Source organism: Microlunatus sp. Gsoil 973 (assembly GCF_009707365.1).
Taxonomy (GTDB): Bacteria; Actinomycetota; Actinomycetes; order Propionibacteriales; family Propionibacteriaceae; genus Microlunatus.
Map to the genome: position 1 here is coordinate 4,266,727 of NZ_CP046122.1, position 14,222 is coordinate 4,280,948.

Here is a 14,222-nt window from a genome sequence, read left to right on the forward strand (position 1 = left end):
GAGGAAGAACACACATGGCTCGTGCAGTCGGCATCGACCTGGGCACGACCAACTCGGTCGTCGCCGTACTCGAGGGCGGGGAGCCCACCGTCATTCCCAACGCCGAGGGGTCGCGTACGACTCCGTCGGTCGTTGCGTTCGCCAAGGGTGGCGAGGTGCTGGTCGGTGAGGTCGCCAAGCGCCAGGCCGTCACCAACGTCGAGCGGACCATCCGCTCCGTGAAGCGGCACATGGGCACCGACTGGAAGGTGTCCATCGACGACAAGGACTACCGGCCGCAGCAGATCAGCGCCTTCGTGCTGCAGAAGCTGAAGCGGGACGCGGAGGCCTACCTCGGCGAGACCGTTACCAACGCGGTGATCACCGTCCCGGCGTACTTCTCCGACGCCGAGCGGCAGGCCACCAAGGAGGCCGGTGAGATCGCCGGCCTGACCGTGGACCGCATCATCAACGAGCCGACCGCCGCGGCCCTGGCCTACGGCCTGGACAAGGCCGACACCGAGCAGACCATCCTGGTCTTCGACCTCGGCGGTGGCACCTTCGACGTCTCCCTGCTGGAGATCGGTGACGGCGTCTTCGAGGTGAAGGCGACCAAGGGTGACAACCGGCTCGGTGGCGACGACTGGGATTCCCGGGTCGTCGACTGGCTGGTGACCCAGTTCAAGAACAAGAACGGCGTCGACCTGAGCAAGGACAAGATCGCCCGGCAGCGTCTGCAGGAGGCGGCCGAGAAGGCCAAGATCGAACTGTCCTCGGCCAGCGAGACCCAGATCAACCTGCCCTACATCACGCTGGGTGAGTCGGGCCCGCTGCACCTGGAGGAGCGGCTGACCCGCTCGGAGTTCCAGCGGATGACCAACGACCTGCTCGATCGCACCCGCGCGCCGTTCCACGCGGTGATCGAGGACGCGAAGGTCAGCGTCAATCAGATCGATCACGTGATTCTGGTCGGCGGCTCGACCCGGATGCCGGCAGTCGTCGATCTCGTCAAGGAGCTGACCGGCGGCAAGGAGCCGAACAAGGGCGTCAACCCGGACGAGGTCGTTGCCCTGGGGGCAAGCCTGCAGGCCGGCGTGCTGAAGGGCGAGGTCAAGGACGTCCTGCTGCTCGACGTGACCCCGCTGAGCCTCGGCATCGAGACCAAGGGGTGGCGTGATGACCAAGATCATCGAGCGCAACACCACGATCCCGACGAAGCGGTCTGAGGTCTTCACCACCGCTGACGACAACCAGCCGTCGGTGATGATCCAGGTCTACCAGGGTGAGCGGGAGTTCGCCCGGGACAACAAGTCGCTGGGCAACTTCGAGCTGACCGGCCTGCCGCCGGCTCCGCGCGGCGTGCCGCAGATCGAGGTGGCATTCGACATCGACGCCAACGGCATCGTCAACGTCCACGCCAAGGATCTGGCCACCGGCAAGGAGCAGTCCATCCAGGTGACCGGCGGTTCCGCGCTGGGCAAGGACGACATCGACCGGATGGTCAAGGAGGCCGAGGCACACGCCGAGGAGGACCGCAAGCGTCGCGAGGCCGTCGATCTGCGCAACGAGGCCGACAACCTGGTGTTCCGCACCGAGAAGCTGATTTCGGAGAACGCCGACAAGATCGGCGACGACACCAAGAAGCCGGTCGAGGAAGCGATCGCCGAGGTCAAGTCCGCGCTCGAGGGTGACGACAACGATTTGGTGAAGGCCGCTGTGGAGAAGCTGAACACCACCAGTGCCGCGCTCGGCCAGGCGATGTACGCCGCCGCCCAGCAGTCCCAGGCCGCCGCCGGTGGCGACGGGCAGACCCCGGGCTCGGGCGAGGGTGCCGGCTCCGAGTCGTCCGAGGAGGACGTCGTGGACGCCGAGATCGTCGACGAGGAGAAGCCCCAGGACTCGAGCAGCACGGGTGAGGCCAAGTGACCCAGGGACCGCACGAAGCCGACAACGAGAGGGACGACGGTCGTCCGAGGGTCCGGGACAGACGTCGGATCGACCCCAAGACCTACGAGGTCAGGGACCCGGACGCCCAGACGACGAACGAGGCGCCGGCCGCTGCTGAGCAGGATCAGCAGCCGGCCGGAGCCGCGCCGGAGGTGGACGGACTGGCTGCCGAGATCGAGAAGTTGAAGGGCGAGGTGGCCGACCGGACCGCGGATCTGCAGCGGGTGCAGGCCGAATACGTCAACTACAAGAGGCGGGTGGATCGCGACCGCGACCTCGCCCGGGCCGGGGGCATCGAAGCGGTGCTCCGCGACCTGCTCGGCGTACTCGACAGCATCAAGGCTGCTCGTGATCACGGTGAGCTCACCGGCGGCTTCAAGGGTGTCGCGGACGAGATCGAGAAGCTGGCCGCCCGTTACGGCCTCGAGGCCTTCGGCGAGCCGGGCGATCCGTTCGACCCGCGCATCCACGAGGCGCTGATGCACGCCCACGCCGACGGCATCACCGGGCCGACCGCGGTGACCATCCTGCAGCTGGGCTACAAGTTGAAGGACCGGGTGATCCGCCCGGCCAGGGTAGCTGTCGCCGAGCCCGAGGAAGACGCCGCACAGCCGGGCGGTGCCGAAGCGGGCGCTCCCGTTGCGGAGGCCGCTTCGGGAGTCAGGGACACTGGGGCTGAGGAAGCAGTCGATGCGGGCGAATCCGCCGATCAGGTGTGATCATTCCCATCGGGTGAGAGAGTTCGATCAGGTGACGGAGGAGGTGACGTCGGGATGAGTACGAAGGACTGGCTGGAGAAGGACTACTACAAGGTCCTCGGCGTCTCCTCCAACGCCACGGCGGACGAGATCAAGAAGGCCTACCGGAAACTGGCCCGGGCCAATCATCCCGACGCCAATCCGGGGAACGCCGACGCCGAACGACGCTTCAAAGAGGTCTCCGAGGCCAACGACGTGTTGTCCGATCCGGCCAAGCGCAAGGAGTACGACGACGCCCGGAAGCTCTTCGGCGGTGGCGGCTTCCGCTTCCCGCGCGGAGGGAACACGGCAGGCGCATCGTCGATGGACGACCTGTTCCGCAACGCCTCCGGTAGTGGTGACAGCTTCTCCGACATCTTCGGCGGGCTGTTCAACGGTGCCGGTCGGACGCGGACGACGGCGTCCAGTCGCGGACCGCGGCGCGGCAGCGACATCGAGGGCGAGGTCACCATCGACTTCGTCGACTCGGTGAACGGTGTCACGGTGCCGATTCAGATGATCTCCGATGCACCGTGCTCGGCCTGCCACGGAACCGGCGCGAAGGCCGGAACGGTGCCGCGGGTCTGCCCGACGTGTCAGGGCAGTGGCATGCAGACCTCGACCTCGGGCGGCGTGTTCGCCGTCACCGAGCCGTGTGTCGACTGCCGCGGCAGGGGCATGATCGTCGACGACCCGTGCCCGGTCTGCAACGGCTCGGGCCGCGGCCGGTCCGCACGGTCGATGCAGGTCCGGATCCCGGCCGGCGTGACCGACGGACAGCGGATCCGCTTGAAGGGCAAGGGCGGTGCCGGCGAGAACGGCGGCGCCCCCGGCGACCTGTACGTCATGGTGCACGTCACGGCGCACCCGGTGTTCGGCCGCAAGGGTGACAACCTGACGCTGACCGCACCGGTGACCTTCAGCGAGGCTGCCCTGGGCGCCGAGATCGAAGTGCCGACCCTGGATGGTCCCGCGGTCCGGATCAAGATCGCGCCGGGTACACCCAACGGCCGCACCCTGCGGGTCCGCGGCAAGGGCGTCGCCCGACGGGACGGCAGTCACGGGGATCTCCTGGTCACGGTCGAGGTGGTCGTACCCGAGCAGCTCAGTGAGCAGGCCCGGGAGGCGTTGGGCAGCTTCGCCGCTGCCGCGGGAAGCAGTGATCCGCGGCAGGCGCTGTTCGCCAAGGTCCGGGCTGCCGGTGGTCGCGCTACCAGTGGGACCAGGACGGGCTGATGTCCACCGCACACGCCGGCGGTTACGGCGGGGCCGGGCTACCGCAGCCGATCGACTCGGATGCGCCGCTGTTCGTGATCTCGGTTGCTGCGCAGCTTTGCCGGTATGCACCCGCAGACCCTGCGGACCTATGACCGGATGGGATTGGTGTCGCCCCGCCGCACCCGCGGCCGCGGGCGGCGCTATTCCGCCCGGGACGTCGCCCGTCTCCGGCTGATCCAACGACTCAGCCAGGACGAGGGCGTGAACCTCGAAGGCATCCGCCGGATCCTGGCCATGGAGGACGAGATCACCGAGCTCCGGTCCCAGGTCAGGAACCTGACAGAGCTGCTCCAGGCCAGCCGCGCCGCTCCGCCCGGAGCACGATTCTTCACCGCCGATCCGGCCGGCCGGGTGCACCTCGGCCAGACCCGGCCCGGCCCGCAGCGGGCCTTGCCCGGCGGCCGCGCCTGATCTGTCGGGGACGTCGGCACGGGCGTCTGAATTCGACCCCCTCTCCTTTTCCACGAGGTCCGCTCGGCCCTTCTATGCAGGCTGCGTCACTCCGAGCGACCGGCCTCTCGCGTTGCCGAGGACTCCCGCGGCCCGTGCCTCCCGCGTGGTCGGTCTCCCGTGTCGACCGTCTCCGGTGTCGACCGTCTCCCGCGTGACACCGTCTCCCGCGTGACACCGTCTCCCGCGTGACACCGTCTCCCGCGTGACACCGTCTCCCGCGTGACACGGTCTCCCGCGTGACACGGTCTCCCGCGCCCCTCTCGCCCTCACCTCGCCAAACCGCGTCAACTTCGTAACACGTGCTACGAATTCGCCTCTTCCCGCGCGGTTCGGCGTCGATTTCGTAGCACGCGTCACGGTTTCGCTCGATGCCGCCGGCGTCGTACGTCCCGCTGTCGATTTGGTAACACGCGCTGCGAATTCGCCGCGTCCGCTGCGTTTCGGCGCCGAATTCGTAGCACCTGCCACGGTTTCGCTCGATGCCGCGACCATCCCTGCCCCAGCGTCGACTTGGTAACACGTGCTACGAATTCGGACGCATCCGGGCGGGTTGGCGTCGATTTCGTAACAGGTGGCGCCGCTTGCCGGGGAGGCGCGGTGCCGTACGTCGTCCGCGCCGAGTTGGTAGCACGTGGCACGGTTTTCGCCCGATGCCGCGACCATCCCTGCCCCAGCCGCGACTTGGTAACACGTGCTACGAATTCGCGGGCACTAGAACCGGATTAGCGCCGATTTCGTAACACGCGGTGCCAATTCGGCGTAGCCGCGAACTGACGGCGTCGACGACCAGGATCGGCTCCGGCCGATATCAGGGGCACCGACCGCCCTAGGACTGCAGATCCGCGCCCCAGCGGTCTTCGATGCGGCCACCCCGCCAGATCGCGATGGCGATCACCCAGGCGAGCACGAACAGGCCGACGATCGCGAACCCCACGTAGTCCAAGGGAATTCCGGCGATCCAGGCCAGCGGGCCGGTGGTGATCGACATCCGGTCGGCCAACACCCCGATCAACTCGATGCTGCCGATCACCAGTGCAACGATCACCGAGATCGTCGTGATCGTGATGTTGTAGAAGATCTTGCGGATCGGTTTGGCGAACGCCCAGCCGTACGCCCCCGCCATGAATACGCCGTCCGTGGTGTCCATCACCGACATCCCGGCCGCGAACAGGATCGGCAGCACCAGGATGGCGTAGAACGGCAGCTCGAACGCGGCCGCGCCGCCGGCCAGCACGAGCAGTCCCACCTCGGTCGCGGTGTCGAAGCCCAGCCCGAACAGCACACCGACCGGATAGATGTGCCAGGGCTTTCTGATCACGCGCGTCAGGCCGCCCAGAAACCTGTTGAAGAAGCCTCGCTTGTTCAGTTGATCTTCCAGTTGGTGCTCGTCGTACGATCCCTGCCGCATCCGTCGCAGCACCCGGACGATGCCGACCAGGGCGGCCAGATTGAGGATTCCCAACAGCCACAGGAAGATCCCGGACACCGACGGGCCGATGACTCCGGTGATCGTGTGCAGCAATGAGGTCCGGTTCTCGATCGGGCCGACCAGAGCCCGGACGCCGAGCGCCAACAGGAACGACAGGCAGAAGACGATCGTCGAATGGCCCAGGGAGAACCAGAAGCCCACGGAGTGCGGCCGCTCCGGTGACCTGCCCGCCGTGTGGTCGGTGATCAGTTTCCTGGTGGCATTGTCCACTGCCGCGATGTGATCGGCATCGAACGCGTGCCGCAGTCCGAAGGTGTAGGCGAGCAGGCCGACGCCGACGGTGAAGACCGGATGATCACCTCCGACCCGGAAATGCTGTGGCGCGACCAACGCGAGCAGAATCCCGAAACCGGCGAGATGCAGCACGACGACGAAGCCGTACATCGCGCCGATGCGACGTCGCTCGATGGGGGACAGGTCGCTCACGAACCTCCTGAGGCGCCATCGGGCGCCGGCTTTCGCCGTTGCCGTCGTCGGACCCGTTGTGGTCATCTGTTCCCAGCCCCTGTCCCTGTTACGCGGCCACGAGCTTACTGCTACTCGGTTGCAATAAGCTCGCGGGGTACGGGCCGCCGACTTCATACCGGGACGACGCGATCTCCCGATACGCTCGACGGTGGAGGTTGCGATGCCCGAATCACCCCTGCGGACCGTGCGCCCGGTGGCCACGGTCGACGAAGCGGTCGAGGTGCTGCGTGAGGACGGCGGTCGCGTCACCAAGGCACGCCGGGCCATCCTTGACGTGCTGTTCGAGGTCCGCGATCCGCTGTCGGTCGAGCAGATCGCCCGGCGAGCCGCGCCGGAGCTCGACGTCCCGTCCACCTACCGCAATCTTGAGCACCTGGAGACCGTCGGACTGGTTCGGCACGTACATTTCGGTCACGGACCCGGCCTGTATGAGCTGGTCAGTGATCACGAGCGGTGGTACGCCCTGTGCGAGTCCTGTGGAGCGGTGACCGCCTTCTCGCCCGCTGATCTGGATCCGGTACGGGTCACCATTGACGAGCGGATCGGCTATCAGGTGCGGTTCGCCCACTTTCCCCTGGTCGGGCTCTGCCGGGCATGCCAGGCACCCGATCAGGCGTGATGATCAGGCCGGATCCTCATACGCCCGGGATGGGATCTGCGTTGCGAGCTTCCCGCCGCTCACGTCGATCAAGGTGCCGGTGATGTAGCCGGCGGCACCGCTGGCCAGGAAGATCAACAGATCGGCGACATCGTCGGCCGACTCCCAGCGCCGCAGCGACAGCGTGTCCAGCAGTCGGTCCTGTGCCTGCTCCGGCATCTCGGTGAAGCCGTTCATCGCCGTCGGCACCATGCCCGGTGCGTACGCATTGACCGTCACGCCCCACGGACCGAGTTCACCGGCCAACACACGGGTGAACTGGACGACGGCCGCCTTCGACGCGGCGTACGCCGCACTGCCGATGCTCGGCACGATGGCGGCGAACGAGGCGGCGTTGATGATCCGCCCGGAGCGTTGCTGTTTCATGATCGGTATCACCGCCTGGCTGAGCAGGAACACCCCGCCGACGTTGACCTCAAGGCACTTCCGGAAGCCTTCCCATTCCAGCTCGGCGACCTGGCGGCGACGTTGATGCCGGCGTTGTTGATCAACACGTCGATCCGTTCGTGCCGATCGACGATCTGCTGGACGGCGGCGGCGACCGACGCCGGGTCACTGACATCGCACTGGATCTGATCATGGCTCAGGCTGTCCGCGTCGAGATCGGATTCGACGTCGGGAAAAGCAAGATCGAGAGCGACCACCGTCGCGTCCTCGGCGACGAACCGGTCGACGATCGTCCGGCCGATGCCGCGGCCGCCGCCGGACACAACGACGACCTTTCCGGAGTGGTTGATCAACACGGGCGTACTCCCTTCGAAAGCCACCGGCATACTATGTGCCGGTGTCCAGAGTCTTGTGGGTGACCGGTGCAGGAAGCGGAATGGGGGCCTCGGCGGCCCGACAGGCTGCCGGGTCGGGCTGGCGCGTCGCGCTGAGCGGACGCCGAAAGGATGCGCTCGAGACCGTCGCCGAACAGATCGCCGCGGACGGTGGCGAGGCGCTGGTCGTGCCGGCCGACGTCACCGATCCCGACCAGGTCGGCGGCGCACACCAGACGATCGTCGACCGCTGGGGCCGGATCGACGGCCTGGTGCTCTCGGCCGGGCTGAACAACCCGCGCCGGGCCTGGGCCGACCAGGACATGGCCGATTTCGCGAAGATCATCGACACCAATCTGACTGCCGTTGCGCGGGTGATCGACGCATCGCTGCCGCAACTGCGGGCGGCCGGTCACGGTGTCGTGGTGGTGATCTCCTCCTACGCCGGCTGGCAGTTCAACCCGGGGTCCGGGATCGCGTACGGGGCCAGCAAGACGGCGCTGTCGTCGATCGTCGTCAGCCTCAACAAGCAGGAGGCGGAGAACGGGATCAGGGCCTGCCACCTGTGTCCCGGCGACGTTGCCACTGACTTCCTGCAGATGCGTCCGGTCGTTCCTGATCAGGCAGCACAGGACAGGATGCTGACCGCCGACGACATCGGCCGTGCGGTCGGCTTCGTGCTGGAGTCGCCGCCGTATGTGCGGGTCGACGAACTGGTGATCTCACCGGTCTCCCAGCACTGAGCGCCGACGACGCCGGCGGTCCGGCGGTCTTTGGCGTCCGGTCAGCGTCGGCGTTCGATGGCTGTGATGATGCCGGGTCGCAGTTCGGAGGCGGTGATCACCCGGTCGACCGAGCCGACCTCGACCGCCCGGTCGATGTTGTGGATGCCGTCGAACTCCGCGGCGAGCTCGGCGATCTTCTCCGAACGGAGTGTCGCCAGCAGGTCGGCCAGTTCCACCCCGAGGGCGCCGCGTTGCTCCTGCGGTGCGGCCGCGATCCGACGCTCGAGCTCGGCCACCTGTGGATCGGCTGCGGCGCGCTTGGCGACCTCCGAGGCGAACACCACGGCGGCAGCCGGCGCACCGCCGAGCACCGATGCGTACGACCCCTCGACGGCGAGCACGGTCAGATTGGGGTTGAGCCGCTTGGAGAAGACGACGAACGCACCACCGTGGTAGCGGGAGATCACGCAGAACACGATCGGGCCGTCGAAGTTGACGATCGCTCGGCCGATCTCCGCGCCGTACTCCAGCTGCAGGTTGCGCATCGACTCCGGTGAGCCGTCGAATCCGGAGAGATTCGCCAGCACCACCACCGGACGGTTGCCCGAGGCCGCGTTGATCGCCCGCGCCACCTTCTTCGACGACCGCGGGAACAGCGTGCCTGCGGTGAACGTGTCGGGACCGTCGCTCGGCGGAAAGCCCGACCGGGCGACCGGCGTCGACTCGATTCCGATCAGGCACACCGGATGGCCACCCATCCGGGTGTCGACGACGACCGCGGTCTCTGCTTCGGCCATCCCGGCCCAACGCTCGAGCATCGGGTGGTCGGCGTCGGCGACGGCTCGCATCACGGTACGGATGTCGAAGGGCCGCTTGCGGTCCGGGTTGTGGGTGGCTGAGAAGATCTCGCCGACCGTTGCGAAGTCCCCGCCGGGATGCGGATAGTCGCTGACGTCCCGGTCGACCGGGTCCTCGGTGGGCGCTCGTCGCGGACCGGGCTCGCCGGGAACGACATAGCTGTGTTCGTAGTGATCCAGGACGATCTCCACTGCGCCGGCCAGATCCGCCGCCCAATACTGTGCCTGGCCGTTGGGGCCCATGATCCGGTCGTAGCCGCCGATGCCGAAGTTGTCCTCGGCCGACACGCTGCCGGCGAAATCGAGGGTCTGCTTGCCGGTCAGCACCATCGCGCTCTCCGGTGTCATCACCAGGATGCCCTTGGTGTGCATCAGCATCGTCGCCTCGGCGTTCCAGTACGGCTGCGCGCCGACGTTGATGCCGGCCACCACCACATTGATCTCGCCGCCGCCCTGGGTGAATTCGACGATCCGCTTCAGCGCGGCCGCCACCCAGTCCATGTTCTCGGTGCCGCTGGTCATCGAGACCCTCGCACCCGCCGACACCGCGTACCACTCGACCGGCACCCTGAGCCGTTCGGCCAGGTCCAGGGCGGCGATGATCCGGGTGCACTCGGCCTCGGACAGCGCGCCGAGGGCCTTCGTCGGGTCGCCGCAGAGCACCACCCGGGTGACGCCCTCCGGATACAAGGCAGTCGGGGTGCTGACCACCGCGGTGATGATCCCGGCAGTGTTCCGACCACGCGGCCGGTCGACCGGGACCAGCGACCCGGACTCGTCCAGGTCGTACTCGATCGCGCTGCCGCCGCGGGTCAGAGTCGGCGCCAGCTCGTAGGGATAGACCAGGCCGCGACGCCGGGCACGATCGACCAGCGTCTTGTACTCGTTCAACGGCGCCAGCGGCTTGGTCGGCGGCTCGATCACGTCCGCGGAGGTCCCGCCGTCGGGTCGGGCATGGAAGCGGATGGCGATCGGGTGCACCGTGCCGTGATCATCGACCACCCGGCCCTGGGCCAACACCTCCTCGATGCCGGTCCCATCGCTGAGTGGCGTGATCTTGTCACGCAGCGCGGTGAGTTGATCAAGCTCGGCCTCGATCGCCGGCCAGACCGTGACCCAGACGTGGTTCATCTGCAGTTTCGACGCCGCCCGGCCGCGCGCCGTACGGACCCGGCGGATCGCCTCGAGACAGTTCTCCACCGCCCGCTCGGCATGGGGGAGACCGACCACTGCGCCGGTCTCATCGCGGACCACGGCCATCTGCCGCACCTGAGCAGCGGCCACCAGCCGCCGGTCGGCCGGATTGTCCCGCGCCACACACTCGTACAGCAGGACGTCGCCGGGCGCGTCCAGCCGGGTGACATCGAAGTTCACCAGACGCCACAGGTTCAGCCGGCGGCCGACCATCGGGTGGATGCCGCGGACCAGGGTGTCCTCGACCAGCGTCGTACGGTCCGAACGGTCGGGTCGGAAGGTGTAGTAGCGCACCGGCTGCCCGTCGTCCGGGCAGACGGCGACCGACACCCGACGGGACGCGGTGACGAACGGCCGGCCCTGGAGGCACTTGATCAACTGGGCCGATGTGGCTTCCGGATCGGTCGGCGGTTCGTCCCAGTGCAGATACAACTCGACGACATTCTGATCTTTGTCGTTGACCTGGTCCGGGGCCAGCCGGGCGGAGACCAGATCGTCGATGCCGTCACCGTGGAACAGTTCGGAGATCTCACCGATCGTCGAGAGCACCCGGGTCCGGCCGTGCTCCTGGCTCACATAGTCCGCCCACACAACCGGACGTTGTGGCGTGCCATCATGATCAACAATCGGCGCCTCCAACCCGTACTCGAGATAGTGTCGGCGGAGCAGCACCTCCAGGAGTGGTTCGCTGGACCCGACTCCATCGGCCAACCGGTCGCGTAGGAAGCCGACCAGCTGCTCCGGAATCGCTGCCAGGGCTTGGATCCTGGCCTCCCGGTCCGGAACCGACGGATCAGCGAGAGCCGCCACCTCCTCGGTGACACCGCCCAGTACCTTGCGCCGTTCGGCGTCGACGATCGGCTGGTCGAACCAGCTGAACCGCACTGATCGGGCAAGATCACCGATCACCGGGATGCGCCGTCTGGTTGCCCGGACCGTACGTTCCAGCAGGGCCCGGGCGGACAGGGCGATCGGCTGTGCCGGCGCCGGCAGCGTGACCCAGCATTGCAGGATGCCGATGACGATGTCGTTGTCGGCAGTGCTCTGTCTGGCCAGGAAGATCCGGAACAGCGCCTCGTCAAGATCAGCAGTGCGTTCCAGATCGGTGACGCCGTAGTGGCCGAGGGCGCGGACCAGCTTGTCGCGGAAGTGCGCCGGCAACCCGCCCCGGTCGGGGTCGACGGTCTGCAGATAGGTGTGGAAGTACTCCTGCGCGCTGTGCACCCGCAACTCGGTCCGCAGCTCCTCGTCGGCCGGGCGGTTCCGAGTGAGTTCGGCGAAGTCGGCGAACATCCCGATCAGACCCATCTCCTGGGCGAGGACGTCGACGCCGGACTCCGTGAGGGCGTCACGACCGGTGAGATAGGTCTGGAGTGCCGCAGTCGCCTGGTCGTGGCTGACGTCGTAGCCCAGCAGCAGGTCACGCAAGGTGGTCAGTGCCACGGTCGCGGCCCGCACCGGATCGGGATCGCCGGTGCCGTCGGGAAGCTCCACCATGCGACCCGTCGGCTGGTCGACGGCCGCGGCCTGGTCCCCGCTCGGTTCCAGCCGGGCGAGAGCCTCCCCGGCACCGACCTGGGTGCCGGCGCGGACCAGGAGTTCGGTCAGCCGGCCGGCCGTCGGCGCCAACAGCGGCATCTCCATCTTCATCGATTCCAGGACGATCACCGGGCTGCCGGCCGCAACCTCCTCGCCGACCGCGACCGGTGTGCCGACCACCAGGGCGGGCGCGGGTGAACGCACCACGCCACCCTCGTCACGCGTGATCCGGTGCGCGACACCCTCCACCTCCACCAGCTGGATCGGCCCGTGGTTGGCTGTGACCAGCCGGTAGCGGTGATCACCGATCCACAGTCGCGCGTGCACCTCGTCGATCCGGTCCAGCCGGGCGATCACCGAGCCGTCGTCGACGATGCTGACCCGGTGCCGGTCGGCTCCGATCCGGCTCACCGTCAGGCGATGGCTGGTGCCGCGGAGCTTGAGCTCGACCCGCAACTCGGATTCGTGGGCAAGGTGCGGACGTCCGCCCCTGGCCGTGGTCAGGAAGTGCGAGATCTCCGTACGCTCCTGCTCCGCGTAGGTCTCGATGGCCGCGGCGATCAGGGCGACGCCGGCGTGCCGGTCGGCGACCAATCCGCCCTCGGCCATGGTGCGGTCGATCCAACCGGTGTCGGCCCAGGCCGGCTCGCCGCTGCGGACGGCCGGTTCGTCGAGCAGTTCCAGCACGAAGCTCTTGTTGGTGGCGCCGCCCTCGATCACCACCGTGGTCTCCAGCATCGCCCGGCGCAACCGGGCAAGCGCCTCGTCCCGGTTCGCGCCGTAGGCGATGATCTTGGCGATCATGGAGTCGAAGTCGGCCGGGATGCTGTCGCCCTCGGTCACCCCGGTGTCGACCCGGACGCCGGGCCCGGCCGGGAATTCCAGCCGGGCGATCCGCCCCGGGAGGGGTGCGAATGATCGATCCGGGTCCTCGGCGTTCAGCCGGGCCTCGACGGCGTGGCCGCGTTCGGCCGGTCGCTGCCCGGTCAGCGGGACACCGCTGGCCACCTGCAGTTGCAGGCCGACCAGATCCAGGCCGGTGACCAGTTCGGTCACCGGGTGCTCGACCTGCAACCGGGTGTTGACCTCGAGGAAGGCGAAGCTGCGGCTCTCGGGGTGGTAGAGGAACTCGACGGTTCCCGCGCCGGAATAGCCGACGGTCAGCGCCAACCGCTCGGCAGCCGCCATCAACTCCGAGGTCTGGCCCGGTTCCAGCAGCGCCGACGCCGATTCCTCGATGACCTTCTGGTTCCGTCGCTGGACCGAGCAGTCGCGGACCCCGACCGCCCAGGCGGTTCCCTGTCCGTCGGCGATGATCTGCACCTCGACGTGCCGGGCACCGGTGATCAACTTCTCGATGAACACCACGCCACTGCCGAAGGCCCGCTCGGCCTCGTCCCGGGTCCGTTGGTACGCCTCGGTCAGGTCCTCGGGGCGGTCGACCCGGCGGATACCGCGTCCGCCGCCGCCGGCGGTCGCCTTGAGCATCAGCGGGTAGCCGATCCGCTCGGCGACGTCGAGGGCCTCGTCGAGCGTGTCCACTGGGCCGCGGCTCCACGGAGCCACAGGAACTCCGGCGTCCTCGGCGATCAGCTTCGACCCGATCTTGTCACCGAGTTTGCGCATCGCCTCAGGACTCGGGCCGATGAACGTCACACCCAACTCGCGGCACAACTCGGCGAACGCCGGATCCTCGGCGACGAATCCCCAACCGACCCAGACCGCGTCAGCACCGGTCTCGGTCAGGGCGGCCCGCAACCGGGGGAGATCGAGATAGGGCCGGCCCGCGGCGGCTCCGAGCAGGTAGGTCTCGTCGGCCTCCCGGACGAACGCCGCGCCGGCGTCAACGTCGGTGTAGAGCGCGATCGTCCGGATCGACGTTTTGTCGGACGCCCGGGCGGCGTTCAGGTCACGTACCGCGTGGATCAGTCGCATTGCGGCTTCGCCGCGGTTGACGATGGCGATTCGGGTCAGCGACACGGGACGGAACTGCACCACAGCACCTTTCCATGACAGCCGCCCGAGTCGCGTATCTGACACCTACAAGGACCGGGCCGAGAAGTTGTAGGGATCAATGAACCGGATCCGGGCGCCGTCGAACCGGCGGCCCGCGTCGCCCGCCGGACACGCAAACTCA

The 14,222-nt window shown here is 67.9% G+C and carries 6 protein-coding genes and 3 pseudogenes; 6 read left to right on the plus strand and 3 right to left on the minus strand.

Features of this window, described 5'->3' with window-relative positions; genetic code table 11:
- The first annotated feature begins 14 nt into the window (after window positions 1–14).
- From dnaK to GJV80_RS20045, 4 genes and pseudogenes are all read left to right on the plus strand, one after another.
- Window positions 15–1,905, plus strand: a pseudogene (dnaK, locus tag GJV80_RS20030) (molecular chaperone DnaK).
- Complete coding sequence (grpE, locus tag GJV80_RS20035; protein WP_154689415.1) at window positions 1,902–2,645, plus strand: nucleotide exchange factor GrpE; 744 nt, start codon at window positions 1,902–1,904, stop codon at window positions 2,643–2,645. Before dnaK ends, grpE begins: the two are co-directional and overlap by 4 nt.
- 54 nt (window positions 2,646–2,699) lie before the next feature.
- Window positions 2,700–3,899: a molecular chaperone DnaJ gene (gene dnaJ / locus GJV80_RS20040; RefSeq protein WP_154689416.1), complete on the plus strand. Its 1,200-nt coding sequence runs from the start codon at window positions 2,700–2,702 to the stop codon at window positions 3,897–3,899.
- Window positions 3,899–4,352, plus strand: a pseudogene (locus GJV80_RS20045) (heat shock protein transcriptional repressor HspR). Before dnaJ ends, GJV80_RS20045 begins: the two are co-directional and overlap by 1 nt.
- Window positions 4,353–5,220: 868 nt before the next feature.
- On the opposite strand, the gene GJV80_RS20050 reads toward GJV80_RS20045, so the two are convergent.
- Complete coding sequence (locus GJV80_RS20050; RefSeq protein ID WP_230207877.1) at window positions 5,221–6,309, minus strand: HoxN/HupN/NixA family nickel/cobalt transporter; 1,089 nt, start codon at window positions 6,307–6,309, stop codon at window positions 5,221–5,223.
- Window positions 6,310–6,511: 202 nt separating this feature from the next.
- Here GJV80_RS20050 and GJV80_RS20055 point away from each other — a divergent pair, with 202 nt between their 5' ends.
- The gene (locus GJV80_RS20055) at window positions 6,512–6,970 is read left to right on the plus strand and encodes a Fur family transcriptional regulator (protein ID WP_154689418.1); all 459 of its coding nucleotides are present in this window, start codon (window positions 6,512–6,514) and stop codon (window positions 6,968–6,970) included.
- 3 nt (window positions 6,971–6,973) lie between these two features.
- Here the strand turns inward: GJV80_RS20055 and GJV80_RS20060 are convergent.
- Window positions 6,974–7,782 (minus strand): annotated as a pseudogene (locus tag GJV80_RS20060) (SDR family NAD(P)-dependent oxidoreductase).
- Between the two features lie 29 nt (window positions 7,783–7,811).
- Here GJV80_RS20060 and GJV80_RS20065 point away from each other — a divergent pair.
- Window positions 7,812–8,513, plus strand: a complete 702-nt coding sequence (locus GJV80_RS20065) for an SDR family oxidoreductase (protein ID WP_230207878.1) — start codon at window positions 7,812–7,814, stop codon at window positions 8,511–8,513.
- Between the two features lie 41 nt (window positions 8,514–8,554).
- On the opposite strand, the gene GJV80_RS20070 is transcribed toward GJV80_RS20065, so the two are convergent.
- Complete coding sequence (locus GJV80_RS20070; protein WP_230207879.1) at window positions 8,555–14,080, minus strand: carboxyl transferase domain-containing protein; 5,526 nt, start codon at window positions 14,078–14,080, stop codon at window positions 8,555–8,557.
- Window positions 14,081–14,222: the final 142 nt, after the last annotated feature.

Coding starts and splice junctions, on each gene's coding strand:
- dnaJ (WP_154689416.1), top strand. CDS start 2,700: ATGAGTACGAAGGACTGGCTGGAGAAGGACTACTACAAGGTCCTCGGC.
- GJV80_RS20055 (WP_154689418.1), top strand. CDS start 6,512: ATGCCCGAATCACCCCTGCGGACCGTGCGCCCGGTGGCCACGGTCGAC.